33 protein-coding genes are annotated in these 25,882 nt (G+C 55.1%); 6 read left to right on the plus strand and 27 right to left on the minus strand.

Annotated features, from left to right (window positions below):
- Positions 1–5 precede the first annotated feature (5 nt).
- From HRU87_RS06290 to HRU87_RS06300, 3 genes are read right to left on the minus strand one after another with little or no spacing between them, the layout of a single operon-like run.
- Positions 6–1,004, minus strand: coding sequence for a polyprenyl synthetase family protein (locus tag HRU87_RS06290; protein ID WP_173494062.1), 999 nt, complete (start codon positions 1,002–1,004; stop codon positions 6–8).
- The gene (locus HRU87_RS06295; protein ID WP_173494063.1) at positions 1,001–1,690 is read right to left on the minus strand and encodes a class I SAM-dependent methyltransferase; all 690 of its coding nucleotides are present in this window, start codon (positions 1,688–1,690) and stop codon (positions 1,001–1,003) included. The genes HRU87_RS06290 and HRU87_RS06295 overlap by 4 nt, the downstream gene beginning before the upstream one ends.
- A gap of 9 nt (positions 1,691–1,699) precedes the next feature.
- A complete protein-coding gene (locus HRU87_RS06300; protein ID WP_173494064.1) occupies positions 1,700–2,011 on the minus strand; it encodes a hypothetical protein in 312 nt (103 codons plus the stop codon).
- A 99-nt stretch (positions 2,012–2,110) separates the two neighbouring features.
- On the opposite strand from HRU87_RS06300, the gene HRU87_RS06305 reads away from it, so the two are divergent.
- Positions 2,111–3,313, plus strand: coding sequence for an isochorismate synthase (locus tag HRU87_RS06305; protein ID WP_173494065.1), 1,203 nt, complete (start codon positions 2,111–2,113; stop codon positions 3,311–3,313).
- On the opposite strand, the gene menD is transcribed toward HRU87_RS06305, so the two are convergent.
- On the minus strand, positions 3,286–4,815 hold the full coding sequence (gene menD, locus HRU87_RS06310; protein WP_173494066.1) for a 2-succinyl-5-enolpyruvyl-6-hydroxy-3-cyclohexene-1-carboxylic-acid synthase: 1,530 nt from the start codon (positions 4,813–4,815) through the stop codon (positions 3,286–3,288). The genes HRU87_RS06305 and menD overlap by 28 nt on opposite strands.
- Positions 4,812–5,132: a PLD nuclease N-terminal domain-containing protein gene (locus HRU87_RS06315; protein WP_173494067.1), complete on the minus strand. Its 321-nt coding sequence runs from the start codon at positions 5,130–5,132 to the stop codon at positions 4,812–4,814. The genes menD and HRU87_RS06315 overlap by 4 nt, the downstream gene beginning before the upstream one ends.
- Positions 5,133–5,169: 37 nt before the next feature.
- Here HRU87_RS06315 and HRU87_RS06320 point away from each other — a divergent pair, with 37 nt between their 5' ends.
- Positions 5,170–5,463, plus strand: a complete 294-nt coding sequence (locus HRU87_RS06320) for a DUF4229 domain-containing protein (RefSeq protein WP_173494068.1) — start codon at positions 5,170–5,172, stop codon at positions 5,461–5,463.
- Here HRU87_RS06320 and HRU87_RS06325 read toward each other — a convergent pair.
- Genes HRU87_RS06325 through HRU87_RS06335 form a run of 3 tightly spaced genes read right to left on the minus strand, consistent with a single transcriptional unit; the run spans position 5,419 to position 8,274 of the window.
- On the minus strand, positions 5,419–6,300 hold the full coding sequence (locus HRU87_RS06325) for a 1,4-dihydroxy-2-naphthoate polyprenyltransferase (RefSeq protein WP_173494069.1): 882 nt from the start codon (positions 6,298–6,300) through the stop codon (positions 5,419–5,421). The two genes, HRU87_RS06320 and HRU87_RS06325, sit on opposite strands and share 45 nt — an antisense overlap.
- A 9-nt stretch (positions 6,301–6,309) precedes the next feature.
- A complete protein-coding gene (locus HRU87_RS06330) occupies positions 6,310–7,389 on the minus strand; it encodes an AMP-binding protein (RefSeq protein WP_173494070.1) in 1,080 nt (359 codons plus the stop codon).
- Positions 7,390–8,274, minus strand: coding sequence for a 1,4-dihydroxy-2-naphthoyl-CoA synthase (locus HRU87_RS06335; RefSeq protein WP_173494071.1), 885 nt, complete (start codon positions 8,272–8,274; stop codon positions 7,390–7,392).
- A gap of 17 nt (positions 8,275–8,291) precedes the next feature.
- On the opposite strand from HRU87_RS06335, the gene HRU87_RS06340 reads away from it, so the two are divergent.
- Positions 8,292–9,266: an o-succinylbenzoate synthase gene (locus HRU87_RS06340; RefSeq protein WP_246247233.1), complete on the plus strand. Its 975-nt coding sequence runs from the start codon at positions 8,292–8,294 to the stop codon at positions 9,264–9,266.
- Here the strand turns inward: HRU87_RS06340 and ccsB are convergent.
- Genes ccsB through HRU87_RS06365 form a run of 5 tightly spaced genes read right to left on the minus strand, consistent with a single transcriptional unit; the run spans position 9,255 to position 13,578 of the window.
- Complete coding sequence (gene ccsB / locus HRU87_RS06345; RefSeq protein ID WP_173494072.1) at positions 9,255–10,130, minus strand: c-type cytochrome biogenesis protein CcsB; 876 nt, start codon at positions 10,128–10,130, stop codon at positions 9,255–9,257. The two genes, HRU87_RS06340 and ccsB, sit on opposite strands and share 12 nt — an antisense overlap.
- Positions 10,127–11,620 carry a cytochrome c biogenesis protein ResB gene (gene resB, locus HRU87_RS06350; RefSeq protein WP_246247235.1) on the minus strand — a complete coding sequence of 498 codons (1,494 nt, stop codon included), beginning with the start codon at positions 11,618–11,620 and terminating at the stop codon, positions 10,127–10,129. Before resB ends, ccsB begins: the two co-directional genes overlap by 4 nt.
- Positions 11,604–12,326, minus strand: a complete 723-nt coding sequence (locus HRU87_RS06355) for a cytochrome c biogenesis CcdA family protein (protein ID WP_173494073.1) — start codon at positions 12,324–12,326, stop codon at positions 11,604–11,606. Before HRU87_RS06355 ends, resB begins: the two co-directional genes overlap by 17 nt.
- Positions 12,323–12,928, minus strand: a complete 606-nt coding sequence (locus tag HRU87_RS06360) for a TlpA family protein disulfide reductase (RefSeq protein ID WP_246247238.1) — start codon at positions 12,926–12,928, stop codon at positions 12,323–12,325. The genes HRU87_RS06355 and HRU87_RS06360 overlap by 4 nt, the downstream gene beginning before the upstream one ends.
- Positions 12,925–13,578: a histidine phosphatase family protein gene (locus HRU87_RS06365; protein WP_173494074.1), complete on the minus strand. Its 654-nt coding sequence runs from the start codon at positions 13,576–13,578 to the stop codon at positions 12,925–12,927. The genes HRU87_RS06360 and HRU87_RS06365 overlap by 4 nt, the downstream gene beginning before the upstream one ends.
- 66 nt (positions 13,579–13,644) lie before the next feature.
- On the opposite strand from HRU87_RS06365, the gene aspS reads away from it, so the two are divergent.
- Complete coding sequence (gene aspS, locus HRU87_RS06370; RefSeq protein ID WP_173494075.1) at positions 13,645–14,955, plus strand: aspartate--tRNA(Asn) ligase; 1,311 nt, start codon at positions 13,645–13,647, stop codon at positions 14,953–14,955.
- Here the strand turns inward: aspS and HRU87_RS06375 are convergent.
- From HRU87_RS06375 to HRU87_RS06395, 6 genes are all read right to left on the minus strand, one after another.
- On the minus strand, positions 14,952–15,344 hold the full coding sequence (locus HRU87_RS06375) for a type II toxin-antitoxin system VapC family toxin (RefSeq protein ID WP_173494076.1): 393 nt from the start codon (positions 15,342–15,344) through the stop codon (positions 14,952–14,954). The two genes, aspS and HRU87_RS06375, sit on opposite strands and share 4 nt — an antisense overlap.
- On the minus strand, positions 15,331–15,612 hold the full coding sequence (locus HRU87_RS06380) for a hypothetical protein (protein ID WP_173494077.1): 282 nt from the start codon (positions 15,610–15,612) through the stop codon (positions 15,331–15,333). Before HRU87_RS06380 ends, HRU87_RS06375 begins: the two co-directional genes overlap by 14 nt.
- Positions 15,613–15,719: 107 nt before the next feature.
- A complete protein-coding gene (locus tag HRU87_RS06385) occupies positions 15,720–16,547 on the minus strand; it encodes a hypothetical protein (RefSeq protein WP_173494078.1) in 828 nt (275 codons plus the stop codon).
- Complete coding sequence (locus HRU87_RS06390) at positions 16,544–16,780, minus strand: helix-turn-helix transcriptional regulator (protein WP_173494079.1); 237 nt, start codon at positions 16,778–16,780, stop codon at positions 16,544–16,546. The genes HRU87_RS06385 and HRU87_RS06390 overlap by 4 nt, the downstream gene beginning before the upstream one ends.
- Positions 16,781–16,818: 38 nt before the next feature.
- The gene (locus HRU87_RS07195; RefSeq protein ID WP_281359128.1) at positions 16,819–16,950 is read right to left on the minus strand and encodes a hypothetical protein; all 132 of its coding nucleotides are present in this window, start codon (positions 16,948–16,950) and stop codon (positions 16,819–16,821) included.
- On the minus strand, positions 16,947–17,216 hold the full coding sequence (locus HRU87_RS06395; RefSeq protein ID WP_173494080.1) for a glutaredoxin family protein: 270 nt from the start codon (positions 17,214–17,216) through the stop codon (positions 16,947–16,949). The genes HRU87_RS07195 and HRU87_RS06395 overlap by 4 nt, the downstream gene beginning before the upstream one ends.
- Before the next feature lie 44 nt (positions 17,217–17,260).
- On the opposite strand from HRU87_RS06395, the gene HRU87_RS06400 reads away from it, so the two are divergent.
- Entirely contained in the window at positions 17,261–17,968 is a 708-nt protein-coding gene (locus HRU87_RS06400; RefSeq protein ID WP_173494081.1) for an HAD family hydrolase, read from the plus strand.
- 32 nt (positions 17,969–18,000) lie between these two features.
- Here HRU87_RS06400 and HRU87_RS06405 read toward each other — a convergent pair whose 3' ends face one another.
- From HRU87_RS06405 to HRU87_RS06420, 4 genes are all read right to left on the minus strand, one after another.
- The gene (locus tag HRU87_RS06405; protein ID WP_074789180.1) at positions 18,001–18,099 is read right to left on the minus strand and encodes a 30S ribosomal protein bS22; all 99 of its coding nucleotides are present in this window, start codon (positions 18,097–18,099) and stop codon (positions 18,001–18,003) included.
- 96 nt (positions 18,100–18,195) lie between these two features.
- Positions 18,196–18,795 (minus strand): ArsR/SmtB family transcription factor, encoded by a 600-nt coding sequence (locus tag HRU87_RS06410; RefSeq protein ID WP_173494082.1) that lies wholly within the window; start codon positions 18,793–18,795, stop codon positions 18,196–18,198.
- A gap of 22 nt (positions 18,796–18,817) precedes the next feature.
- On the minus strand, positions 18,818–19,642 hold the full coding sequence (gene proC / locus HRU87_RS06415) for a pyrroline-5-carboxylate reductase (RefSeq protein ID WP_173494083.1): 825 nt from the start codon (positions 19,640–19,642) through the stop codon (positions 18,818–18,820).
- A 9-nt stretch (positions 19,643–19,651) separates the two neighbouring features.
- Positions 19,652–20,368, minus strand: coding sequence for a CPBP family intramembrane glutamic endopeptidase (locus HRU87_RS06420; RefSeq protein WP_173494084.1), 717 nt, complete (start codon positions 20,366–20,368; stop codon positions 19,652–19,654).
- Positions 20,369–20,435: 67 nt separating this feature from the next.
- Here HRU87_RS06420 and radA point away from each other — a divergent pair, with 67 nt between their 5' ends.
- On the plus strand, positions 20,436–21,746 hold the full coding sequence (gene radA / locus HRU87_RS06425; protein WP_173494085.1) for a DNA repair protein RadA: 1,311 nt from the start codon (positions 20,436–20,438) through the stop codon (positions 21,744–21,746).
- On the opposite strand, the gene HRU87_RS06430 is transcribed toward radA, so the two are convergent.
- From HRU87_RS06430 to HRU87_RS06445, 4 genes are read right to left on the minus strand one after another with little or no spacing between them, the layout of a single operon-like run.
- Positions 21,739–22,335, minus strand: a complete 597-nt coding sequence (locus HRU87_RS06430; RefSeq protein ID WP_173494086.1) for a hypothetical protein — start codon at positions 22,333–22,335, stop codon at positions 21,739–21,741. The genes radA and HRU87_RS06430 overlap by 8 nt on opposite strands.
- A gap of 13 nt (positions 22,336–22,348) precedes the next feature.
- Positions 22,349–22,843 carry an amino-acid N-acetyltransferase gene (locus HRU87_RS06435; protein WP_173494087.1) on the minus strand — a complete coding sequence of 165 codons (495 nt, stop codon included), beginning with the start codon at positions 22,841–22,843 and terminating at the stop codon, positions 22,349–22,351.
- Positions 22,844–22,850: 7 nt separating this feature from the next.
- The gene (locus HRU87_RS06440; protein ID WP_173494088.1) at positions 22,851–23,372 is read right to left on the minus strand and encodes an SOUL family heme-binding protein; all 522 of its coding nucleotides are present in this window, start codon (positions 23,370–23,372) and stop codon (positions 22,851–22,853) included.
- 1 nt (position 23,373) lies between these two features.
- Positions 23,374–25,830: an ATP-dependent Clp protease ATP-binding subunit gene (locus tag HRU87_RS06445; protein ID WP_173494089.1), complete on the minus strand. Its 2,457-nt coding sequence runs from the start codon at positions 25,828–25,830 to the stop codon at positions 23,374–23,376.
- Positions 25,831–25,882: the final 52 nt, after the last annotated feature.

The raw sequence follows: 25,882 nt of genomic DNA on the forward strand, positions 1-25,882 counted from the left end.
CTTTTCTATCCCTTGCGGTCCACAACTGCCTGCGCAAAGGCAATCAGGGCCGACTTCACACTTGACTGCGGCAAGACTTCTATGGCCACAATCGCACTCTGGGCCCAGCCGTTAGTTATCTCCAGTGCCTCGTCCATTACCGGGTGAACGCGCAAACTTGCGAGCACAGAGGGCAAACTCTCTTCATCCAGTCCGTTGGCGATCTGTGCGGCCAGGGCTACAGAGTCAGCATCACTGTGGTTTTTCAACAGCAGCACCGGCAGGGTTGGAACACCCGCTAGCAAATCTGTGCCGGCAACTTTGCCGGACTGCTCCTTGGTGCTTTGGATGTCGATGATGTCGTCAATTAACTGGAAGGCGATTCCGATGCGCTCCCCAAACTGTTTCAAAGGCTCTTGGAAACTGGCGTCGGCTCCCGAGACCAAAGCGCCAATCTGAGCCGAGAGCGCAATCAGCGATCCGGTCTTATCCTTCAAAACTTCAATGTAGTGATCAATCGGATCCTGGTCCTCGAGCGGCCCAATAGTTTCGTGCAGCTGCCCCAACACCAGCTGCTCAAAAACCTTGGCCTGAAGCTGAAGAGCTTCCTGGCCAAGAGTGGAAACGATGTTGGAGGCTCTGGCGAACAGCAGATCTCCAGTCAGAATCGCAATGTTGTTGCCCCAAACCATGTGGGCGGTGTCCACGCCGCGACGCTTGGCGGCCTGGTCCATAACATCATCGTGATACAGGGTTGCGAGGTGAGTGATCTCCATCACAACGGCTGCATCCAAAACCTGCTGATTCTCTGAGTCACCCAGGTGAGCAGTTAGCAGGGTCAGCACGGGGCGCATTCGCTTGCCGCCAGCCTTGGCAAGGTGGGATGACATGGCATCAACGACCGACTCGGCGTGCCGAGTGGCATCTTGAATGCGTCGTTCGACCTCGGTCATGCTGGACTCGAGAGCCGAGATTAGTTTGCGATCTGTGACGAGCCTTAGCTGGCTGGGGAGTGAGACTTTCACTGCTTAACCGCCGTGTGCAGGGCAACAACGCCCAGCGTTAGGTTCTTGAAACCCACCCCTGAAAAGCCCGCGTTAGCGATGTCTTGCGCCAGTTGCTTTTGGTTTGGCCAGGCCGCTATGGACTCGGCAAGGTAGTCATAGGCCTCTGGACTCTTTGAGAACAGGGCTGAAAATTTAGGCAAAAAATTCCTCAGGTAGAAACGGTATAGAACGCCTAAGAGACCTGGCACATGCGAAAACTCACAAATAACCAGACGCCCGCCTGGCTTCAAAACCCGAAGAAACTCTCCGAGCGCAACCCGGTGATCGCTTACGTTCCGCAATCCAAAACTCATCGTGACGACGTCAAATTCCTGATCCTTGAAAGGAAGCCTCATGGCGTCAGCGAATACAAACTCGAGCTGAGGGTAACGCTTACGGCCTTCATTGAGCATTCCGTTAGAGAAATCTGCTGCCACAACCGATATGCCCGGCCCCACAAAAGCCATTGAACTGGTTCCGGTTCCGGCCGCAATATCTAGAATTCGCTCTCCAGATTTTGCCGCCACAGCCTTCGCCACTTTGCCGCGCCAAAAGCGGGACTGCCCAAAGGACAGTAGGTCATTTGTTTTGTCGTAGGAGTGAGCAACCGAATCGAACATGGCCGAAACAGCTTCGGGTTTCTTTGACAGGTCGGCCTTACTCACCAGACAAGTCTAATCTTTATCCGCGTTCTCCGAACTGCGAATCAAGGTGTAGATGACTAAGCCCAGGGAACCAAGGCCAAGAGCGAGCACCAAAGGTGTCGTGGCATTCACGAAGTGGTCTGCCGGAGTGAGATTTGAGATTCGAATGTTTTCCACACTTATGGGTTCCGACATCTGAGGCACGTTCATCTCTTCAACATTGGAGGGCCCAATGATGTGCTCGCTCTCCTGACTTTCATCAGGCCCCGTGTCATATGCCAGTGCTGCGACGGGAGTCATGAGTGCAGGAGCAATCATTAGCAGAGCAACAAACTTCCGCAAGATTCTCCTCACCTAGACTTGCCTCAAGAATAAATTGAGAACTTTCTGGTTGTCATCAATTCAAGACTTTTTTCAGGCAACTAGTAGCTAAGGAACCCGATGTCGCTGAAGGTAACCATCAGGCGAACATCACCTCAGGCTCCCGAAAACTTTGATCAATTATTTGCCAGGAAATCCAAAGCGCTCTTTGGTCAGGGAGAAGCTCTAAGGCTGAGCGCCAGGGGCGAAAACCGAATTCTTGAACTCAACAATGCGTGGCGGGAAGTCTGCGAGACAGCCCAAATTGACGACCAGGTGCTTCTTGCTGGCGTTGGGCTAACTGCTTTTGCCACGATTACCTTCTCCGAAGCATCGAGTTTCGAGAGTGTTTTGATTGTCCCTCGACGCCTGGTGATTATTTCTGAGGATCAGGGCTTCGAGGTTTTGGTGGCGGCAGAGGGCTCTGAATCCGAGGAAACCACCGTGCTCCCAGGAGAATTTGGAAGTGGCAGCCGTTCGGCCGAACGCTTCAAGCTGGGAGTAGAGCAGGCTGTTGCAAAAATCTCAGAGCATGAGCTCGAAAAGGTAGTGCTATCGCGTGAACTCGTAATGCTGGTTCCAGGAAAACCAGACTTGCGGCCAGCGCTTTCAAGGCTTCGCTCTCGCTACCCGGACTGCTGGACCTACCAGGTTGATTCCGTGTTTGGGGCCTCCCCAGAACTTTTGCTGCGTGCTGATCGGGGAGAGGTTTCCGCTCGGGTGCTGGCTGGGACAGCCGGCAGGGGAACTGACCCGGATGTCGATAGAGCAATCTCGTCAAGCCTGACCCACTCGCACAAAAACATTCACGAGCACCAGTTTGCGGTTTCCTCAATGCTTGAAGAACTCTCTCCATTTTGCGACTGGGTCGAGGCTGACAGCGAGCCATTCTCGCTGGCGCTGCCAGACCTTTGGCACCTTGCCACTGATGTCCGCGGGAAGCTCAAGCCAGGGGTGACCCTGCTAGATGTGGTTGCCAAACTCCACCCAACTGCAGCCGTTGCCGGCACACCGAGAGACAAGGCCATGGCGCTGATTTCTGAGATCGAACAGCACGACCGTGGTGGCTATGCCGGCCCGGTTGGTTGGTTGGCCCAGGATGGTTCTGGGGAGTTGGCTATTGCACTTCGGGGCGGGGTTGTCGAAGGTTCTGGGGATGAGTACCGAGTTCGGGCACTAGCCGGCTGCGGGATTGTTGCGGAGTCCGAACCAGAGGCCGAGCTTGCAGAGACCGAGTTGAAATTCCGCGCGGTTCGCTACGCCTTTGAGGGCGAAAGCAAGTAGTCAATCAGCCACAGCCCTTGCTCACTAAGCAAGGATTGCAACTCCCCCAAGTTTGTAACCATTCGATAATTCCAGCCGTAGGCAGCGGCGAGCTGCTCGAGATTTACCTGCTGCGGAGTCAGAAACAGCTTCTCCAAAACCTCCGGACTCAAACTCTGAGCGACCTCGAGGTGTCGAAAGATTTCCCCACCGCCGTCATTTCCGACAATCAACTGCAGGTCTAGAGCACCGAGCGTTGAAACATTTAGAGCAGAGGCGTCGTGAAGCAGGGTTAGGTCACCAATGAGCGCTCTGGTCCTGCTGCCCCCCTGAGCCAAACCGATTGCAGTCGAAACAGTTCCGTCAATTCCGGCCAGACCTCGGTTGGCATAGGCGTTTACCTGCCTTGGGCTAAGCCCAGCTTCGGCCTCGCGAATTATCTGCGATGCTCCAAACAGCAGATTCTCATCCGGCTTAGTGCTCTCCCAAATCAGGTTCGCGAGCTCGGCCCTGCCAGTCGAGGAGGCTGGAAAACTCTTCCAGCTCTCAAGCCAGTCGCTGCTGCTTTGCCCCCGCGGGACAAGCTGGTCGGCGAAACCCATAGCGTTTCCAAAGGGGTCAAAAACGCCGTGCTGGGGGCTGTTGCAAACCCATACCTCAGCCTTTGAAATCAACCTCATGATTGCCCTGGAAAGGGTTGGCTTTCCATAAACAAAAACCTGAGTTACCTGCTCAGCAAGCTCGGTTTTCAACGCGGCCGCATAGTTCACCACTGCCTGCTCTGAATACCGGGCTCCGGAGGGTGGTTCAGCCAGTAGGGGGAGATTGGCCAGTTTGGCAAATTCCACAGCCTGTGGTCCAGCCAGCGAACCGGCTACCACCACGGCGCCCTGATGAACCTCAACACTCAACTCAGAAGGTGACTGGGGTTGAGAGGGTGATACCTCAACAGGTTTGAAGAACTCGAGGGCGCTTGGTTCGTTGGCACTGAGCGGTTCTTGAAATTGCAGGTTCAGCTGCACTGGACCAGGGCTGTTGGTTGCCGTACCAATGGCACTGGCAACCGCATCGAGGGCAAGTGATGCCGGATCAAACTCACCCATTTCCGGAACGCTGACATCCACCATTTGCCTCAGAGCGTCAGCAAATATGCCCACCTGGTTGGTGGTTTGATTGGCGCCCTTTCCGCGGAGCCTTGCTGGGCGATCGGCGCTCAACACAATCAAAGGCACGCCCGAGTGATGAGCCTCAAGGACTGCCGGATGAAGATTGGCAACCGCGGTTCCGCTGGTGGTAATCAAAACCGATGGGGATCCGGAGGACATCGCCCTGCCCAGTGCCACAAATCCCATTGACCGCTCATCTAGCCGAACGCTCAGCTGGATTTTGCCCGCCTGGGCAAGCTGGCCGGCTGCAATGGCGAGGGACTGGGACCTAGCGCCCGGGGCAAGATAGAAGTTTGTAGCGCCTGCGCCAGCCAACTGAGCGATTAGACGTGCGGCGAATTCTTGCGATGAGCTCACTTGAGGTCTTCGTCTTTGTCTTCGTCCTTTTTCTTCTCTTCGTCCTTTTTGAGTTTCTTATCAAGGTCGTAGAGGAAGTTAGGGTCGTCATCTGGCGCCACGGTTTTGGTTTTGCCAGCGCGAGGTTTGCCCTTACCGAGCGGCCTACCCGCCATCAGGTAGAGCAGGCCACCGAAGAACGGAATGAAGCAAATCAGCACCCAGACCCACTTGGGTAGCAGCCTGACCTCGTTCTTGTCCGCGGCTGCCGCAAACACCGCCGTAAACACCGTAAAGATCACCAGGAAGGCGATGGTGGCAACTGCCAATCTCGTCATGTTTATACCCTATTTCAGACTCGCCTAGACTTAACGCGTGAAGAACCCTTGGCTTAGCTACACCCTTATTCGACTCGGAATGTTTTTTGGCATCTTCGGGCTCTTCCTACTGCTTCAGTTCAACCCCTACTTCGCGGCAATTATTGCCGCAGTGATTTCTTTTTCACTCTCTCTGCTGTTTTTAGACAAGCAGCGAAATGCGCTTAGCGAGTCGGTGACCAAGAAACTCTCCAGGGATAACGCCGGTAATTATGCAGACCCAGAAAGCGACCTGGAGAACAACCTGCTAGATGTTGAAGTTGACGAGAAAAAGCCCGAGTCCGACAAGTAATCCGTAACCCAAACCCGCGAGGCTTATCAGCTTCAGTGAGGTGATTAGCTCCGCAGGGCTCTTTCCCTTGACACCGGCCATCCAACCCGGGATCAGCACCAGCAGGTTCAACAGGCCAAAAATGGTGGCCGGGTAAATCAACATCAGTAGCAAGTTGAAGACCACTGGGATCCAAATCATGAGGCTGAAAAGTAGCTTGGCGGCGGGAGCCCCCAGCTTCACAGCCAGTGTTCGCTTGCCGGCAACCGTGTCAGTTTCGATGTCACGGATGTTGTTCACCATCAGTACCGCCGCCGGATAGAGTCCAAACACGCTCCCGAGAATCAGGCTGAGCGCATCAAACTGCAGGGTCTGGATGTAGGTGGTTCCCAGGGTTGCAATCACCCCGAAGAACAAAAAGACCACAACCTCGCCCAAGCCGGCATAGCCGTAAGGGTGCTTGCCGCCGGTGTAGTACCAGGCCGCCAGAATGCAAACCACACCCACCAGGACCAACCACCAAGCAGCCGTGATGATCACGATTGCTAGGCCGGCGAGCGCCGCCACACCGAAGCTCATGAAAGCCGCACGCCTAACGATGTTAGGCCTAACCAGACCGGAGCCCGTAAGACGCTGCGGTCCAACCCGGTCCTTGTCTGTTCCACGGATGCCATCCGAATAGTCGTTGGCGTAGTTGACGCCAACCTGCAGCGCCAGTGCGACTAGTAGAGCCAGCAGCGCCAGTGCAGGGTTGAAACTATCGAGCAGATCTGCGGCGGCAGAGCCCAAAATAATCGGCGCGACCGCCAGCGGAAGGGTTCGGACTCGGGCGCCGGTGATCCAGTGTTTGATGCTCACCGTTGAATGTTACTCATCAAGCAGTTTTTTGATTGCCTGCAGGTCGGGCTTTCCCGAGGGCAAGGCAGGGAGATTCGCAACCCTCACAACCTTTGCAACCTTGGCTGCTCTGGAAAGATCTCCGAGTGACTCAAAAGACACCTCGGGTGAGCCGACGTAAACCAGGCCAACGGATTGTCCCCACTCAGAACTCACCCCAGCTGCCGCGACCGCTTCGACCCCGGGGATCTTTAGGGCCTCAGCCTCAATGCTCTCGAGAGAAACCTTTAGACCCCCCGAGATAATGACGCGGTCCGCTCGGCCGAGGACTTTGAGGTTTCCGTATTCAAACTCCCCAAGATCGCTGGTCTCAAACCAGGGGCTGTAACCATTTGCAAGCATCGGACCCGAGATAGAAATCACTCCCGAGCTAACCCGAATTCCAACACCTTCCAGCGGCGTGCCGTCATAGACGCACCCCCCGCAGGTCTCCGTCATGCCGTAGCTGACAACGATCTTGATGCCCTCGGAGCGAAGGCGTGACACCAAGTCCCAATCCGGGGCTTGACCCCCGATCAAGATTGCATCAAAGCTGCGCAGCACCCTGTGGAGATCGCTGTCGACCTCCGCTAGCTGCGCCAGCTTTTTCAATTGGGCGGGGACGAGCGAGGTGAATCGCTTTTCCCCGGTCATGAGCAAAGCTGATCGCGCAAACGCTTCCGCGGTGAAGGGCAGTTGAGTATTCATCATCACCGGCTGGGTCTCTGCCAGCACTGATCTCACCAGCACGTTCATGCCGGCGATGAAGTTGATGGGAAGCGCCAGTAGCCACTGGCCCGAACCTCCAAGGTGTTTGGCGGAAGCCTCAGCGGATGAGATCAGCGCTTGAGAGCCAAGTTCAATCCGCTTGGGCTTTCCAGTCGATCCAGAGCTTTCAACAATCAGCGCGACATCATCGTGCACCTCATCGGGCAAACCGTGAACCTCTGGCATTAGGCCGTTGATTTCCGGAGGCGTAATGAACAGTGCGAGGTTGCCCTGAAGTAACTCAATGGTTTTGTTCAGCGCACCGAAAGTGTCATTTGCTGCAACGAGTTTGAGCGGTTTCATCTAGAAGTGCCAGGGGTAAGAGGACCAGTCTGGTTTGCGCTTTTCCAGGAAGGCATTTTTGCCCTCTTGGGCTTCTTGGGTTCCGTAGGCAAGGCGGGTTGCCTCACCCGCAAATAGCTGCTGGCCAACCAGTCCATCATCCGGGGCGTTGAACGCATACTTCAGCATGCGAATAGCGGTTGGGCTCTTGGCCAAGATGTCTTTTGCCCACTCCAAAGCCGTGCTCTCGAGCTGAGCGTGCGGAACTACCGCGTTGACAACCCCCATCTCATAGGCACGCTGAGCGTCATACTCTCTGCCCAGGAAAAATATTTCTCTGGCAAATTTCTGACCGGTCTGCCGGGCCAAATAGGCCGATCCGTAACCCGCATCAAAAGATCCAACATCGGCATCGGTTTGCTTGAACCTAGCGTGCTCCTTAGAGGCCAAAGACAGATCGCAAACCACATTCAGGGAGTGGCCACCGCCAGCGGCCCAGCCAGAAACCAGAGCGATTACCACCTTTGGCATAAACCTGATCAGGCGCTGAACCTCGAGGATGTGGAGGCGACCCGCCCCACCCTCGCCGTACTCATAACCTGATGCGCCCCTAACCCGCTGGTCTCCACCCGAGCAAAATGCCCAGCCGCCGTCTTTTTCAGAGGGGCCGTTGCCCGTTATCAGCACAACACCAACCTTGGAGTCGCAGCGCGCGTGATCGAGGGATCGGTAGAGCTCATCGACCGTTTGCGGGCGGAAAGCATTTCTAACCTCGGGCCTTGAGAAGCCAACGCGCACCACCCCGAGCTCAACGTGCCGGTGATAGCTGATGTCGCTTAGGTTCTCAAACCCTGGAACTTGCTGCCACTGAGTCTGATCGAAGGTCTCGGATACCGAATTTGCCATGCATTTAGACTAATCGGGTGTTCGGGGACAAAATTACCCAAATCAGCGTTGTGAGCATTCCAATGCGAGTCGCTTTCCGCGGCCTGCGCCACCGCGAAGCGCTAATTTTCAGAGGTACTGAGCGTTGGGCTGAGTTTTCCCCATTCATCGAATACCGGGATGAGGAAGCCGCAAGGTGGCTGGCCTCAGCTATCAGTTTTGCCAACGAGCCACTGCCGAAACTAAACCGAACCAAGATCGGCATAAACGCCACCCTTCCCGCCCTCCCAATTTCAGAGCTAAAAAAGACGCTCGAAAGATTCGGTGAGTTTCAAACCCTGAAGCTAAAGATTGCGGAAGCGGGCCAGTCCTTGGCCGCTGATTTAGAGCGCATCCACTACCTTGCCGAGCACTACCCGAATGTCAGACTCAGACTGGATGCGAATGGGGCATTGAGCGTTGCCATGGCAAAGCAACTTGTTATGCAGCTGACTGAATTCAACATCGATTATCTCGAGCAACCGGTTAGTTCAATCGCTGAGATGGTGGAGCTCAGGCGGTTCATTGCCGAAATGAACCTGAACATTCTGATCGCCGCCGACGAACTGATTCGTAAAGCCGAGGATCCGCTGCTGGTCTCCCAGCAAAAGGCGGCAGATGTGGTGATGCTAAAGGTTCAGCCGCTGGGGGGCATTGCCAGCGCCCTGAGAATATCAGAGCAGGCTGGTCTTCCGACTGTGGTGAGCTCGGCGCTTGAGACCAGCATTGGCATCTCTCAGGGTCTCTACCTGGCCGCGTCCCTTGAGGAACTCAACTATGACTGCGGACTGGGAACCCTGAACCTTTTAGAAGGCGATGTCTGCGAGAGACCGCTGATTCCAGAGAACGGCTTCCTTGAGGTGCGGGAGGTAGAACCCAGCACCCGTCTGCTGTCCGAGTTTGCTGCTGATCCAGCACGAACCAGTTGGTGGCTGGAGCGCCTTGAGCGCTGCCATCGACTCCTAGAGGCCTGAGTAAACGTGCAGGCCCTTGAAGAACTGGTTCACGATCGTGAAGTTGAAAATAATTGCAAGGAATGCGATTAGGCCCAGCCAAGCTGCTCGCTTTCCGTTCCAGCCTCTGGTTGCCATGGCGTGCAGGTAACCGGCATAGAGGGTCCAGATGATGAAGGTCCAGACCTCCTTGGTGTCCCAGCCCCAGTAGCGGTGCCATGCGCGCTCGGCCCAGATGGCACCGGCAATCAGCGTGAAGCTCCAGAGCACAAAACCCACCACGTTGAATCGGTAGGCCAGGCGCTCCAAAACCTCAAGGGTTGGAAACAGCTCCATCAGCTTCTTGGCGAACCTGCTGGATTTCACCAGGTATGCGATGTGTAAACCGGCTGCGATTGAGAAGAATGCTGTGGCCAGAATCGCCACCACCACGTGGATCACCAGCCAGTAGCTCTGCAGGGCCGGCATCAGAGTTTTGACCTCGACGTAGAAAAGTGACACCGCAGCAAACAGCGTCACCAGAACAAAACCGGTGACAAAGGTCGCGACGAAACGAATGTCCTTGATCTTGAGGGAGCTGAGGTAGACCAAGAGAATCAAAAACGCAGCGCTGATTGAAAACTCATACATGTTTGCCCAGGGCACTCGGCCGGCAGCAACCCCGCGCAGCACAACGCCGATGCCCAGCACGGCAGTTCCAATAATGGTTGCGCCAAACCCGAGCTTCTCCAGAGTGGAAACCCTGGTTCTCTCCTCGGCACTCATCCCCAGCAGCTTTGAAAGCTGCAGCGAGAAGAACACCAGCGCAACCGCAATCAAACCCATGGCCGCGGAGACAAACAGCAGCGAGATTTGAGAGAGTGGCTCGTTGAGGACAACCGTCATTTAGTTCCAACCTTGGATTCGATTTTGTTTACCAGCTCCCGCAACACTTCATCGAGTCGAGGGTCATCGCCGCGAGCCAAAGCAGCGAACTCTATTGTCCCACCATCCAGTGCCCTCACCCAAACTCGGCGCCTTGGCACCAAAAGTGAAAGACCGAGCGAGAAGAGCGAAAGCAAAGCGAAAAACAGCACCCAGATGCCGCCTGGGTTATAGGCAACATCCAGGGATGCGTAGCGCAGTAAACCATCAAATCGAACCGAGCCAAGCCCATCCGGTAGTGCCACGCTCTCACCAACTCGAAGCTCCAAGGTCGGGTTTGGCCCATCCCTCGAGGCAACTGTCTCGAGGGATGCGACATCCAGGGCAAATACATTTCTCGGGATGCCGGCATCCAAACCAAGATCTCCGGTGTAGACGTTCATGGTGAGAAGCGGGTCAATAGGATCCGGGTAGATCGAGGTGTATGCCCCAGAGTCCAACTGCTGGGCTGTCGGGTAGAAAAAGGAGATCATTCCGATTTGCTTTGGCAGGGCATCTGGAACCTTGATGACACCTAGCGATGTCATGTTGCCGTCCTGAGCCAGGTAAATCGTGGGGCCGGAATAGGCAATGTTGCCCTCGCCGTCAAAGACAGTTATAACCGGTGCAAATCCGTTGCCGGTCAAATACAGGTTGCTGCCCGGAGCTTCAAGAGGGTAGTTGACCTTGATTTGGGCATCTCCGAAACTCGTCGACACATCGGCAATGAAGTCGATCGGTTGCCCAAGGTTGGCTGGGTTCTTGAGGTCGTAAACCACATCAAAGTTCTCGAGAGTGACGCTAAACGGCTCAAGGGTGGTCTCATCGAAAAATGGCCCCGGTGAGAACGAGTCGTAGCTTGCGAGGTTGTTGACGAAGGTTTCTCCTTCGACCAAAACGCGCTGACCGCTGTAACTCAGCGCACCACCAACCCCCACCGCAATCAGCACGCCAATCAAAGAGAGGTGAAAAACCAGATTGCCGGTTTCTCGCAGGTAACCCTTTTCCGCTGACACGGAGTTGCCCTGGATTTCTGCCTTATAGCCGGAGGCGCGCAGCACCGCCAAGGCACCCGTAATCACATCGCCGTCAAGCTCTTTGGTTAGGTGTGCTGGCATGCGCTCGAGATTCTTTGGAGTCTGTACCGGCTTTTCCCGCATGGCCTCAAAATGAACCTTGGTGCGTGGCAGCACGCAACCCACCAGCGAAATGAAAAGCAGCAGGTAGATAGAGGAGAACCAGACTGAGGTGTAGACATCAAAAAGCTGGAACGAGTCCATGATCGGTGCCAGATCTGGGTTGTTTTCAAAAAAGACTCTCACGCCATTGGGGTCAGCGCTGCGCTGCGGATAAACGCTGCCCGGAACCGCTGCGACCGCCAGCAAAAGCAGCAGGAACAGCGCGGTTCGCATCGAGGTCAACTGCTTCCAGAACCAGCGTGGCCAGAACCACAAATTAGAGGATGAGCTCATAGCCAGCGGTCACCTCCTGGATGAAGGTGACAAAGCGGTTCCAGAGACCGGTTGCAATCAAGACGCCAATCAATATCAACAGCCAACCGCCGATGAGGTTGAAGGTTCTGATGTGCCGCTTCACAAAACTGACGCTCGCGGTTGCCCAGCTAACGCCCATGGCGATTAGCAGAAACGGGATTCCGATACCCAGTGAGTAGGCAGTGGCGAGAATCCCACCGCGCAACGGATCCGAAGAGTCCGAAGCCAGAACCAAAACTGCCGAGAGTGTAGGACCAATGCAGGGGGTCCAGCCAACGGCAAAGACAACGCCCAGAAGCGGCGCTCCCAAAAGTCCAACCCTGGGGCTGAGGTTCAGCTTTAGCGTCTGTTGCAAAAAGCCGAACTGACCAATCATGGTCAGACCAAATACGACAACCAGCAGTCCTAAGACCACCTGGATCCAAGGGTTATTAACCAGGAAAATTAGACCTGCTGTGCCAGCCAGGACCCCGAGAGAGACAAATACCGCCGTAAACCCCAGCACGAACAGCAGTGCCCCCAAGACCACTCGACCGCGTGACCCGGCGGTGCCGGACACATAGCCCAGGTAGCCGGGCACCAGCGGAAGAACGCAGGGAGAGATAAATGTCAGAATTCCCGCAAGCAAAGAGATTGGCAAAGCTGCCAAAAGAGAACCGTTGAGAATTACCTCGCCTGGGTTCACTCTGCTACCACCGTCTTGATCAGGGTTCGAAGAATTGATTGATCGATGCGGCCAAGGATGCGAGATGCCACCCTGCCCTCACGGTCCAGCACGATGGTGGTCGGCACAGCCTGCGGGCTCACCACTCCCTGGAAGGCCAGGGAGACCGAGCCGGTTTGGGCGTCCATGACCGAGGGAAAGGTGATGCCAAACTTTCGGTCAAAGGCCAGCGCAGTTTCGGCGGAGTCTCGAACATTCACACCGACAAATTGAACGCCCTGATCGGCAAATTCCTCATTGAGTGCCTGCAGGTCAGGTGCCTCAGCGCGGCAAGGAGCACAAGCCGAATACCACCAGTTCAGAACCACAACCTGGCCGGCAAAATTAGCGGAGTCAAGCTCAAGACCGCTCTCGGTTCTCCCGGCGAAAGGCAGATAGCCAGGGCGCTCAGCAACGGCAAATTCAGTTACGGTTCCATCCCCCGCGATGTAGTTTTTGCTGTCACCGCTGCGAAACTGCTCGGCAAGGGGATCCGAGGTGCAGCCGGCAAGCGAAAGCGCCATTGAGCCGACGATAAAGATGACGAGGGCAATTGCCAAGGCGCGCTGAGTTTCCTTCTTCAAACCGCACCCCCATCGATGGCTGACTTGCGCAAACTTTCTGCCAGTTTCAAACCCGGCTCGAGGTAATCCACTTCCTGAAGCCGCCCGTCAACCAGCTCAAACGAGGTGATGGAGGAGAGCGAACAGCGTCGATCTTTGGGGTTGTGAGGTAGCGCCAAGCCCTGGGTGGAGCGGTAAAGCATCCAGATTGGAAGTTGGTGCGAGACGATAACCACATCCCCTCCTGAAACGCTGTTCCATGCTTCTAATGCAGCCTCATTCATCCGGCTGGCAATCTCCCGGTATGGCTCTCCCCAGCTTGGCTGCATTGGGTTGTAGAGGTTTAGCAGAAGACTTGGGCGCTTGAGTAGTGCTCTGGGACCCACCCTCAAACCGGCGAATTTGTTCCAAGGTTCAATCACCCTTGGTTCTGCATCGAGGCTGAGCCCAAATTCAATCTCCCATGGCTTTGCAGACTCTTGGGTGCGCTGCAGCGGGGATGCTAAAAGCCTCGAGATTGTTCTGCCCTGGGACTTCAATTCTTTGGCTGCCGCGCTTGCCATCTGGTGGCCCAGCTCGCTCAATCCGAAACCCTCAATGCGCTCGTAAAGCACACCATCTGGGTTGAAAACTTCGCCGTGGCGCACTAGATGAAGGCGAGAGGCAGGCATACCAAAAGTCTACCATCGCTAAACTTTGACAAACGCAGTTCTCAGCGCACTCTAAGAGGTAATCGGATGCAAAATCGAAAGACCATCAGCACGCTCGCAAACACCGAAGACGGGCTAGTCAGCATTGGCGGCTGGGTGGAAACCCTCAGGGATCAAAAGCGCATTCAGTTCATCATTATTCGAGACGAGTCCGGCAGCGTTCAGGTCACCTACCCACGCCCTGCCGAAGAGGATGCACTGGCTGATGTGGTGAGCTCGCTCTCGCACGGCTCCTTCGTTGAGATCACCGGAAACCTCAAGCACGATGAGCGTGTGAAGCTCGGTGGTATTGAGATCTTGCTGCAGGACCTGAAGGTAGTCTCACTATCCAACCCAGACAGCCCGATCGCCGAGGACACCACAATCGACAAGCGCCTGGACTGGAGATTCATTGACCTGCGCCGCCCAGAGCTCAACCTCATGATGCGTGTCCAGACCGAAATTGAGCGCGTCTGGCGCGAGGTTTGGCTGGAGAACGACTTCATTGAGATCCACTCCCCGAAGCTGATGGCATCACCATCTGAATCACACGCCGAACTCTTCAAAATGGAGTACTTCGAGACTCACGCTTACCTAGCTCAGTCTCCTCAGTTCTACAAGCAGATGGCGATGAGCGCAGGACTTGGCAAGGTCTTTGAGATTGGCCCGGTCTTCAGGGCCGACCCATCGTTCACCTCTCGCCACGCCACAGAATTCATCTCGGTGGACATGGAGATGAGCTGGATCGATTCGCATGAAGACGTGATGGCTTTCCAGGAGCAACTGCTGGTGCGAGCGATCACCGCGGTGAAGGAAAAATTCGGTTCCGAGATCGAGCGCCTATATGGCCTCGAGGTGAAGATCCCAAGCACCCCGTTCCCCCGCATTCCGCTGGCTGAAGCCCACAAGATTGTGGAGGCCCGAGGCTACAAGGTGCCTCGTATGGATGGCGACCTGGACCCAGAGGGTGAGCGTCAGATCCACCAGCACGTGATGGAGACCTACGGTCACGAATTCGTCTTCCTAACCGACTACCCAAAGAACATTCGACCCTTCTACCACATGCGTCACGAGCACGACGAGTCGCTGACTAAGAGCTACGACCTAATTTGGAAGGGCACCGAAATCACCACGGGCGCTCAGCGCGAGCACCGCATCGAGGTGCTCGAGAAGCAGGTTCTGGACAAGGGTCTTGAGCTCGAGGGATTGAACTTCTACCTGGACTTCTTCCGCTACGGAGCCCCGGCGCACGGTGGCTTTGGAATGGGTCTGACCCGCGTGGTGATGCTGCTTTTGAACCTGCCAAACATTCGCGAGGCCAGCTTCCTATTCCGTGGTCCAAACAGGCTGCAGCCCTAGATCCAACTCTCTAACTTCAGGCCCGGGACGTTCTCGAAGTGCTTGGTGTTGTTGGTAACCAACGTTGCATCCAGAGCGATTGCGTGCCCGGCAATTAGAGCATCGTATTCGCCTGACGGCTTACCCTTCTCCCTGAGTCGCGCTCGAACCAGAGCAGCAGCACTAGCTGCTTCGGAATCAAAATCCAAACTCTTAGCTGCGTCCAGAAACCTCCTGACACCAGTGATGGTTCGCTCCGACGTTGTGGGGAGGCTGGAGCCGAACAGCAATTCATGGTGGGTGATCATGGAAATTGCCCAATTTTCCGGACCAGCTAACGCAAGCTTTTCGACGATATCGTGCCTGGATCTGATGGCATAGCTACAAATGTCAGTATCAATTAGCAGCATCTTCATCCTGACGTTCAAAAACGCTTCTCTGATCTCGGCTTGGTTCACGTCTCAGAGCGGACTCGAACACCTCATCTTCATAGGGCGCGGCGGCGGCAAATTCGGCTAGTAGCTTGGCCATCTTGACAGCTCGCTGACTAACAGCAATCTCCCCGGTCTTTGGATCCCGGGTGAGAGTTACCTCGCCATCGATGACCCAGCCAGAAGGAATGCGGATTGCGAGTGATCCGCCATTTCGAAAAGTCTTTGAAGTTACCACGTCAGCCACAATGCCATCTCCTTTGCTGTATAGACAGAGTATAGACACAAAGTCTGTGGATAACTAGATGATTTTTACGCGGCCCTTAACTCACCCTGCCAACATTGCTGACAAAGTTATCGCACGTTCCTCTTTGACTGATTCCAGGCAAGAACCATGTTTGGAATAAGGATTGTCGAACCCAAAATCGACCAAATGATTGCATTCACTTGACCGAAGGTCAGGGCGAATTTGTAGTAGTCAACATTTCCGTCCGACTGGTAGTCCGAAGAAATAGTCACAATCATTAGCGCCATTGCTAGCGCCGTGACAACTCCAGCCAGAATTCTGAACGAGTGCAGGTAGGTGCGATCACGTTGACGAACTTGGAACTCGTCTAGGTATTCATCAGGTGAGTCAGCCACCAAACGAACCGAAATTCTGAGCAGCCACCAAATTAGGAAAATCGGAAGAACGGCAAGGATTCCGTAGCCGGGCTTGATAAAGTCCTCAAACCAGAATGCCAAGGGAGCGGCAACCAAGCTCAGGGCCCCAAGAATTACCAGCAGCTTTTGGGCCCTGGAGGTGCGAATGGCATCCCACTTGGTGTCATTCATCACGGTGTCAATGTTCTTTGCCAGCTTCTCATTTGAGGCTGGTCGGAGGCCGTACACCTGAGCCAGGGTGCCCTGTTCGGGGTGAGCTTTCATGTACCAATACCAAGCGGGAGTTTCGAAAATCACATAGGCGACCAGGGTGAATACCACCCAGTTGGCTTCATACCCAAAGAGCCAGAACCCTGGATCGCTCACCCAAAATATGGCTGCTGCGGTTGTGAGTGCGAGTGCTGAAAACAATAGATCCAACCAGCGCAGGGTAGATACCTTCTTGGCCCTCGGGTAGACCAAAAAATAGCCAATCGCCATGTAGGCGAGCACAATTCCAATAGCTAAAAGCTCATTCATGCCTGTTCCTCATCCAGCCAAAAGATCTCTTCGACCTTGGCTCCTAAAACTGAGGCAATGCGAAGTGCCAGCACCAGAGAGGGTGAGTACTCGCCGCGCTCAATGTAACCGATGGTTTGATAGTGCACTCCGACCTGCTCGGCGAGCTCTTGCCGAGATAAGCCGGATAGGGTGCGCAGTTCTTCGATGCGGTTAGCTACCCGCTCTTCTTCAGACTTTGGTTTACGACCCATGTTTGTAGCATAAATGCTATGTAGTAATAATGCAACAACTACATGGGAAGTTTTTTGACAGCGCCATGTGCCTTAGCCGCCCAGGTGTGCTTCTTAGCCAGAGATCCCAGAATCGCCACCAGGATTGGGAACCAGAACTTTTTCACAATCCAAAAAACTACGTTTCTCACACCAACTCCATCAGTTGACCAAATACCCGCTCAGCATCTATCCGCCAAAACGCCACCTGCTTGCCGTTAATCAGTAGCACTGGAATCTCATCGCTGAACTTGGCGAAATCCGGATTCGAGTCGATCTCTACCAGGTCAACTGTGTATTCAGTCTCGGGATTCTCGGCAGCAAAGCGACTCATTACCCGAGAAAGTTCGGCCTCAGCAGCCTCGCAAAGATGGCAACCCTGCCTCACGATGAGCGTTAATTCGATTTGAACTGGCACCGCTACAGCCTATGTCAGAGGGGATGCGCGAATAGACTAAGCCGGTGTTCGAGCCTGATGAAAAAAAGCCCAAGATTGAGGCTGCATTTTTCGACGTCGACAACACTTTGGTTCGGGGTTCGACCTCGATACTTTTCGGCAAGGTCGCCTTTGCCGGCGGCACGCTAAAGCGCAGAGACATCTGGCGCTTCATGTTCGAGCAGATGATGTTCATTCGCCGCGGCGAAAAGAACTCAACTATGTCGGACTTCAAAGACCGAGCGCTGCAACTGACCAAAGGCCACCCGATCAGTGAGTTGATGGCCGTGATGGACAAGGTTTACCAGTCCGAAATCAAACCAAGACTCTGGCCCGAAACTGTTAACGCACTCAGGGACCACCTCGCCCAGGGACGAGAGGTTTGGCTTATCTCTGCTGCTCCAGTTGAACTGGTGCAGAAGATTGCGGATGACCTGGGTGCAACCGGTGCACTTGGGACCGTGGTGGGCAATGATGGCACCGTGCTAACCGGTGAATTGATTGGCGATCCACTTCACGGCAAGGCCAAGCGCAAAGCAGCCAAAAGGCTGGCCAAAGAGCGAGGAATCTCCCTCAAAAAGTCCTACGCCTACTCGGACTCTGTAAATGACCTACCGCTGCTAACCCTCGTCGGTCACGCGGTTGCTGTGAATCCAGACAAAGTTCTCAGGCGCTATGCGGAGGCGGCCGGCTGGGAAATCTTGCGTTTTAGAAAGCGCGATCTGCGCAAATAAAAAACCCGCCCGAAGGCGGGTTCTTTCAAGATTTACTTCTTGTTGCGACGCTGGTGGCGAGTCTTACGAAGAAGCTTGCGGTGCTTCTTCTTAGACATACGCTTGCGGCGCTTCTTAATGATTGAACCCACGAAGACCTCACAATGAATGTGTTACTGCCCGATTGGGCAACCTGAGAAGTTTAGCCCCTAGGCAAGGTCGCACTCAAGCCGTGAGCAAATTGTGAGCTAGCGCTTGACCTTAGCCTTGACCTCGGTCGCAAAGTGCTTAGCCTCACTCTTGACCTCGTCAACCACTTCCTCGACCTTATCGCGGGCGATTCTCTCGAAGTCCTTTGCGCTCTTTGCGGCTTCAACCTTTGCGTCGGCAAGCTTGCGGCCAAGGCGGTGTCCGAGGTCCTTGGGGTCGACATCGATGTCCAGCTCGTCAACTTTTGACTTCAGCTGCTCTCCTAGCCAGCCGGCCTTTTCGGTTAGCCAATGACCAAGTTTTTCACCGGCGTCACTCAGCGTGTGGGCAAGCTCATCGCTCTCCTCTTCGGCATCAAAGCCAAGGGAGAGGAAGTTGATCATCCAGTCTTCAATTTCCTCTAATGGTTCAGGAACTACCGAGTAGAAACGCTTTTGTCCGTCTTCGCGAACCTCAACAAGTCCAACCTCACGCAGCGTCTTTAGGTGCTTTGATACGGTCGGCTGTCCTAGCTTGGAGGCTTCAACCAATTCTGTGACGGTCATTTCCCCGCTGCCACCGGCCAGGTTGGATTCCAGAAGGAGCTCAAGGAGCTGACGCCTGGTTGGGTCTGCAATTGCTTCGAAGATGTCTGCCATGTTTCAACCCTATCCCTGAATATCAGGAGTTTGCGATTTCCCTCGCCCTGCTAACTGCAGCCTCGAGTGATGCACTAAATATCGAACGGAGATCAGCCTGATCCAGCGTTGCAATGATGCGCTCAGTTGTTCCGCCGGGGCTGGTCACCCTTCTTCGAAGTTCAACAGGTTCCTCTCCCGAAGATTCCAAAAGTGCGATGGATCCTGCGAGTGTTTGCCTGACCATGAGCTTGGCATCGGCCTGGGAGAAACCCTTCTCAAGGGCAATCTTCTCCCACTGCTCGATGATGTAGAAAACCCAGGCTGGACCAGAACCGGAGATGGCACTTAGCGCATCGATTTGGGATTCTTCGATCTTCACCACCACCCCAACCGCCTCGAATAGCTCAGTCGCCGCCGTTACAGCCTCGGCACTGGCGTTTGGCCCCGATGCCAACCCGGTCACTCCCTTCCCCACCAGAGCGGGAGTATTGGGCATTGTGCGAATCAGGTTTGGATTCTCAGGAAGCTGGCTGGCCATGGTTGCTAACTGGATACCCGCGGCCATTGATATGACGACTGAGTTTTTGCCAATTTCACCAACGAGTTCGCCCAACACATCGGCAATTTGATAGGGCTTGACCCCAAGCACAATCAAATCCGCATCGCCGGCCATTAGTTGGTTGGCATCGGGGGAAGTTTCAGTGGCCAAGGCACTGATGCCTCGAGCCCGAAGTGCCTGAGCCTTGCTCTCGGTTCTAACCGTTGCAGAAATTAGTTCCCTGGGGTGGCCGGAGGCTATTAGGCCCTCAAGCACGGCCGAGCCCATTGATCCGGTTCCGATAAACGCAATTCTGAGTTTGTCCACGGTCAAATCCTATGAGCCAAAGACCAGCGGGTACCCCACAAAGACAACTGCATCCATAACAAAGTGGGCCAGCACTAGCGGGGCGACGCGGTTGGTGCGGTGATACCAGTAGGCGAAAACCAGTCCCATAACAAAGTTGCCGACAAAAGCTGAGTACCCCTGGTAGAGGTGGTAGCTGGCCCTGAACAGTGCGGAGAGAAGGATGATTACCGTGATTGATATTTCGGGTCGCCAGAGCCTTAGCTTTTCCGAGAAAAATGCAGCGGCAATCACCTCTTCCAGCAGCCCCGCCTTGAATGCCGCAAGCAAAAGCACGGGAATGGTCCACCAGTTATTGCCCAGCGTGCTGGGCAGAACCTGAGAGGTGACCCCAAGTTCGAGAGCTAGGAAGTAAAGGCCTATACCCGGAATTCCCACCAGCGCGGCAACACCAAGCACTTGAACCAGGTCGCCTGCCTGGGGCGTTAGCCCAATTTTTACTTGATCCTGGTTCAACCAGTAAAGCGCTAACAAAACCGGGACCAACGCCAGTGAAATATTTGCCAATTGACTGAGCAGATCAATCAGCGGGTTTTGTGCCAGGGGGCGATTGATAGCCGTTGTTGATCCGGCCAAACCCTGCTCCGAGGTGAGTTTTCTGAGCAATGAGATCAGGGACCAGATGCTGGATGCGCCAAGCGACAGCATGAGCACCAGCCCAAATTCAGCACCGTGGGATTTTTTCAACTCACAACTTTCAACAAACCAACCCTAAAGAGTTTAGGTGTCGGTGCTTAGCGTTAGGTTTGGAGCCATGGCGAAGCAAAAGACGGAATTCCGCTGCAGTGAGTGCGGCTGGACCAGCGTGAAGTGGGCGGGCCGCTGCGGTGAGTGCCAAGCCTGGGGATCCCTGGAGGAAAGCGCCGGAACCACCAAAGAGGTGAAGCCGCTCAGGCTAAACGAATCGCAGGCAGCCCGGCCCATCACCGAAATTGAAACCCAAGGCACCAGAACTTCACCAACCATGGTTGGTGAGTTTGACCGGGTACTGGGTGGCGGGTTGGTCCCGGGTGCAGCAATTTTGATTTCCGGTGAGCCAGGCGTTGGAAAGTCCACCTTGCTTTTGGAAGTCGCGTCCCGAGTAGCGAAATCCGGCAAGAAGGTGCTCTATGTATCAGCTGAAGAGTCTGCCTCACAGGTCAAGCTTCGAGCCGAGCGAACCGGAGCCATCAGCCCAAATCTTTACCTCGCGGCCGAGACCGATCTAGCAACTGTGCTGGGGCAAATCGAAGCGGTCAATCCGGAGCTGTTCATAGTTGACTCTGTCCAAACCGTTGCCTCGAGCGACATAGATGGAGTTGCCGGAATGCCCGCACAGGTCAGGGAGGTTGCTGCAAACCTGATTCGAACCGCCAAGCAGAATTCGATTCCGATGCTGCTGGTTGGGCACGTGACCAAGGACGGTTCAATTGCTGGACCGAGAACCCTTGAGCATCTGGTCGATGTGGTCTGTCACTTTGAGGGCGATCGACAAACCTCACTCCGTTTCATCAGAACCCTAAAAAACCGATTTGGCCCAACCGATGAGGTGGGCTGCTTTGAGCTCACCGGCGAGGGAATCCTTGAGGTATCCGATCCCAGCTCACTCTTTGTTTCAGGTTCTGAGAATCCGGTTTCCGGGACCTGCATAACTGTGACTGTGGAGGGTAGGAGGGCTCTCATTGCTGAGGTGCAGGCCCTGGTGGTTCACTCCACTTCACCACAACCCAGGAGGGTTACCAACGGCGTCGATCCCTCCAGGGTCGCGATGCTACTGGCAGTGCTGGAGCGCCGAGCCGGCATGTCGCTAAGCGATAAAGATGTCTACGTCTCAACGGTTGGAGGGGTGAAGATCACCGAGCCGGCCGCTGATCTGGCCATCGCCATTGCTATCGCCTCAGCCCTAAAAGATAAGCCGGTCAATTTCAAAGTCGCAGCGTTCGGCGAAATTTCACTGGCTGGTGAAATACGAGGGGTATCAAACCTCAGTCAACGTACCCAGGAAGCAATCCGTCTTGGTCACCCCGAGGTAATCGGTGAGAAGGGTCAGCTCATCTCTCAGGCACTGCGCCGGGCAATTAGTTGAGGATGAAGCTCTTGTCCTCGGAAATCACTCCGTTGACCTCAGCCTTGATTCGGTAGGTTGCTCCGCCCGATGGGACAGGGTCATTTCCGTCGTCTGCTCCGCAGCCAGTCTCTGAAGAGTAAACCCGGTCCCAAATCCCCTTAGGTGCCTCAATGGTTTGGTTGGAAGCGAGCGTGATGAATGAATCGGTGTCAGCCGATCGATCACACTCTCGAGAGGACCAGTAGGTCTGATCACCCGAGGTGATCGTGTAGAAGGTGACCCTGGCTCCAACGTTGAACTTGCAGTCTTCCAAGCCCGTGTTGGTGATGGCATACCAAATGTTTGGGAGCTCATCGGAACTAAAGGTGTTCAAAGTCTCCGTTTCATTACCGATCATTACCTCAACACTGACAACCCCCGGAGCACAGTCCGTAACCTCGTTAGCAACCGCCGACTCAGTCACAGCGCTTTGGGTTGGGGCTGGGGTTGCCTGCTGGGCCGGGCTAGAGATTGATGAAAATCCGAACCAAATCGCCAAGCCGACCAGTGCTAAAGCGATGAGCGCGAGCAGTCTGCGGCGAGCATAAATCTGTTGCTGGGTAGGCATGGAACAAATCTAGTTACAGGTACTTCAGCATGCGTGAGTTTCCAAGCGTGTTCTGCTTAACTCTCGCCAAATCCAGAAACTCTGCGACTCCGTCATCGTGAGAGCGGACAAGCTCTGCGTAGGTTTCTGGGTCGACGGGAACGTCCGAAATCTCCTCAAAGCCGTGGCTCTGGAAAAATTCAACTTCAAAGGTGAGGCAGAAAACCCTGCGAACCCCGAGTAAGCGGGCCCGCTCCAGAAGCTCGCGCAGCATCGCGGCACCAATGCCGCGGCGCTTGTAGTTCTGATCAACCGCTAGCGTGCGAACCTCGGCCAAGTCTCGCCACATCACGTGTAGCGCACCGAATCCGACGACCTCGCCCTCGAGCTCAGCGACCACGAACTCTTGGATGGCCTCATAAAACTCAACCATTTCTTTACCAAGCAGAATGCGCTCCTGAACCAAAGGCTCTGCAATTCGAGTGATCGCCTCAACGTCTGAGGTGTTGGCCGAGCGAATAAGAAGCATCTGGCAATTATGGAGCAACAACCCGCTTCACAGGAACTAGAACCTCATTGCGGCGCATGAAAAACGGTGTCCAGGGTCCGTTGTAGCGAGCGTAGACCGGACCACCCGCTGCCTCGTAACCCGAATTGCCCAGTACTGAGAGGAGGGCTTTTGCCTTTCGCTCAAACAGTTCATCATTGCCAAGACCGGAAAATGTAACGGCGGCAAACAACCCCCCGCTGGCTCGGTGTTTGCTGAGAGTTGCATCGGCAGTCCCCGGCATCGCCTCGAGTTTCATTTCACCGGGCATCACAAAAGAGGTTTCATAGCCGCCTGGAACCGGTTTCTGCAATACCGGTGCAGTCATGGCAATCTGCTTGCCCTCGAGGTTTGAACCAAAAATGTAACCGGCTAGGCGCCTAAACGCCTGGTTGCCGGAATCGGGCATCGAACCCGAATCAAAAGTCGAGACCAGCAGGTGCTCTGGGTAGTCCCTAACTTCCGCGCCGCTGAGCTGGGCGACCACCCGATAGCTCAGCTGCTCGGTCATGTTAGGCCACTACTTCTTTGGCGCGATCAGTCGAGACAAATGTGAACTCGCCCGAGACGTAGTCGACCAAAATATCTTGCGCGTTCTGGATATCTCCGGTGAGGATTCGCTCGGAAATCGCGTCCTCGATTTCGCGCTGGACCACTCTGCGAAGCGGTCTGGCACCCATCGATGGATCGTAACCAAGCTCAATCAACTTCTCCTTGGCGGAGGAGGTTAGAGTCAACTTGAGATCGCGCTCATCGAGCCTGATTTGCAGACGCTTGATGAACAGATCGACAATCAGCAGCAGCTCCTCGCGGGTCAGCTGTGGGAAGACGATGACCTCATCAACTCGGTTGAGGAACTCCGGCTTGAAGTTTTGCTTCAGCGATTCGTTCACCCTGGCGCGCATCTGGTCGTAGTCATTCTTGGAGTCACCCTCCAGGGTGAAGCCAAGTGCTCCACGAGTGATTTCCTTGGTGCCGAGGTTGGTGGTCATGATGATCACCGTGTTCTTGAAGTCAACGACTCGGCCCTGGCCATCGGTTAGACGCCCCTCCTCAAGAATCTGAAGCAGGGAGTTGAAGATGTCCGGGTGGGCCTTCTCGATCTCATCAAAGAGCACAACTGAGAATGGCTTGCGGCGAATCTTCTCGGTGAGCTGACCGCCCTCGTCGTAACCGACGAATCCCGGAGGTGCTCCAAACAGTCTGGAAACGGTGTGCTTTTCCCCGTACTCGGACATGTCAAGGGCAATCAGGGCATCCTCGTCGTCAAACAGGAACTCCGCTAGCGCCTTGGCCAGCTCCGTCTTACCAACACCGGTTGGGCCTGCAAAAATGAACGAGCCGGATGGGCGCTTTGGATCTTTCAAACCAGCGCGCTGGCGACGAATTGTCTTTGAAAGTGCTGCGATAGCAAGGTCCTGACCGATAACCCGCTGGTGTAGCTCTTGCTCCATGAAGATTAGTTTCGAGCCCTCTTCCTCGCTGAGCTTGAACACTGGGATGCCGGTGGCCTGGGCCAGCACCTCGGCGATAAGTCCCTCGTCGACGATGCCAGGCTTTTGAATGTTGCCCTCGCGGAACTCGCGCTCCATTCGGATTTTCTCCGCGGTCAACTTCTTTTCCTCATCGCGCTTGGCTGCAGCGGCCTCAAAGTCCTGATCCGCGATGGCCTGCTCTTTGGCCTTCTTGACGACAGCAATCTTCTCGTCCATCTCGCGAAGCTCCGGTGGCGAAGACAGGAAGCTTAGTCTCAGGCGAGCTCCGGCCTCATCGATAAGGTCAATTGCCTTGTCCGGCAGGAATCGGTCGGAGACGTAACGGTCCGACATTCCAACCGCAGCGACAATCGCACCGTCTGTGATGGAAACCTTGTGGTGCGCTTCGTAGCGATCGCGCAGTCCCTTGAGAATGTTGATTGCCATCGCGGGGGTTGGCTCGTTTACCTGGACCGACTGGAAGCGACGTACCAGCGCTGCGTCTTTTTCAAAGTGCTTGCGGTATTCATCCAATGTGGTGGCACCGATGGTCTGCAGCTCGCCTCTAGCAAGCATGGGCTTGAGGATCGATGCTGCGTCAATGGCACCCTCGGCAGCTCCGGCTCCGACCAGGGTGTGAATTTCGTCAATGAAGGTGATGATGTCGCCTCGGGTGCGAATCTCCTTGGTCACCTTCTTGAGGCGCTCCTCAAAATCACCGCGGTAACGAGAACCAGCAATCAAGCTGCCCATGTCCAGGGTGTAGACCTGCTTGCCGCGCAGCGTTTCGGGAACCATACCGGAGACAATTGCCTGGGCTAGGCCCTCAACGACGGCAGTCTTTCCAACTCCCGGCTCACCAATCAGGATTGGGTTGTTCTTGGTGCGGCGCGAAAGAATCTGCATGACGCGCTCGATCTCGCGCTCACGACCAACCACTGGGTCGAGCTTTCCCTCCGAAGCAGCCAGGGTCAGGTTGCGACCAAACTGATCGAGAATCTGAGAGCCCTTGGGCTGCGGGTTCGTTTCCCCACCAACCGCAACGGTTTCTTTGCCCTGGAAGCCAGAGAGCAGCTGAATTACCTGCTGGCGGACCTTGTTGGTGTCAGCACCCAACTTGGTTAGCACCTGGGCTGCCACACCCTCACCCTCGCGGATCAGCCCCAGCAGCAGGTGTTCGGTTCCGATGTAGCTGTGCCCTAGCTGAAGTGCTTCGCGGAGCGAGAGCTCCAAAACCTTTTTAGCGCGCGGAGTGAAAGGAATGTGGCCGGACGGAGCCTGCTGACCCTGACCGATAATCTCCTGGACCTGCTCGCGAACCTGCTCGAGGTTGATGCCCAGTGCCTCGAGGGCCTTGGCGGCAACGCCCTCGCCCTCGTGGATCAGACCGAGCAGGATGTGCTCAGTTCCGATGTAGTTGTGGTTCAGTAGCTTTGCCTCTTCTTGGGCAAGAACGACCACCCGCCTGGCCTTGTCGGTAAATTTCTCGAACAAGTGCACACCTCCAATAAATCTCTAGTCATGATGCTAGGAGGAGGTGAGGCTA

The sequence above is a fragment of the Aquiluna borgnonia genome (genome assembly GCF_013283855.1).
Classification (GTDB): Bacteria; Actinomycetota; Actinomycetes; order Actinomycetales; family Microbacteriaceae; genus Aquiluna; species Aquiluna borgnonia.

What these genes read in the sequence shown, in the direction of transcription:
- HRU87_RS06305 (WP_173494065.1), top strand. Translation starts at nt 2,111, where the DNA reads ATGTCGCTGAAGGTAACCATCAGGCGAACATCACCTCAGGCTCCCGAA.
- HRU87_RS06315 (WP_173494067.1), bottom strand. Translation starts at nt 5,132, where the DNA reads ATGACGAGATTGGCAGTTGCCACCATCGCCTTCCTGGTGATCTTTACG.
- HRU87_RS06330 (WP_173494070.1), bottom strand. Translation starts at nt 7,389, where the DNA reads ATGAAACCGCTCAAACTCGTTGCAGCAAATGACACTTTCGGTGCGCTG.
- HRU87_RS06335 (WP_173494071.1), bottom strand. Translation starts at nt 8,274, where the DNA reads ATGGCAAATTCGGTATCCGAGACCTTCGATCAGACTCAGTGGCAGCAA.
- ccsB (WP_173494072.1), bottom strand. Translation starts at nt 10,130, where the DNA reads ATGACGGTTGTCCTCAACGAGCCACTCTCTCAAATCTCGCTGCTGTTT.
- resB (WP_246247235.1), bottom strand. Translation starts at nt 11,620, where the DNA reads ATGAGCTCATCCTCTAATTTGTGGTTCTGGCCACGCTGGTTCTGGAAG.
- HRU87_RS06365 (WP_173494074.1), bottom strand. Translation starts at nt 13,578, where the DNA reads ATGCCTGCCTCTCGCCTTCATCTAGTGCGCCACGGCGAAGTTTTCAAC.
- aspS (WP_173494075.1), top strand. Translation starts at nt 13,645, where the DNA reads ATGCAAAATCGAAAGACCATCAGCACGCTCGCAAACACCGAAGACGGG.
- HRU87_RS06375 (WP_173494076.1), bottom strand. Translation starts at nt 15,344, where the DNA reads ATGCTGCTAATTGATACTGACATTTGTAGCTATGCCATCAGATCCAGG.
- HRU87_RS06385 (WP_173494078.1), bottom strand. Translation starts at nt 16,547, where the DNA reads ATGAATGAGCTTTTAGCTATTGGAATTGTGCTCGCCTACATGGCGATT.
- HRU87_RS06390 (WP_173494079.1), bottom strand. Translation starts at nt 16,780, where the DNA reads ATGGGTCGTAAACCAAAGTCTGAAGAAGAGCGGGTAGCTAACCGCATC.
- HRU87_RS06410 (WP_173494082.1), bottom strand. Translation starts at nt 18,795, where the DNA reads ATGGCAGACATCTTCGAAGCAATTGCAGACCCAACCAGGCGTCAGCTC.
- radA (WP_173494085.1), top strand. Translation starts at nt 20,436, where the DNA reads ATGGCGAAGCAAAAGACGGAATTCCGCTGCAGTGAGTGCGGCTGGACC.
- HRU87_RS06430 (WP_173494086.1), bottom strand. Translation starts at nt 22,335, where the DNA reads ATGCCTACCCAGCAACAGATTTATGCTCGCCGCAGACTGCTCGCGCTC.
- HRU87_RS06435 (WP_173494087.1), bottom strand. Translation starts at nt 22,843, where the DNA reads ATGCTTCTTATTCGCTCGGCCAACACCTCAGACGTTGAGGCGATCACT.
- HRU87_RS06440 (WP_173494088.1), bottom strand. Translation starts at nt 23,372, where the DNA reads ATGACCGAGCAGCTGAGCTATCGGGTGGTCGCCCAGCTCAGCGGCGCG.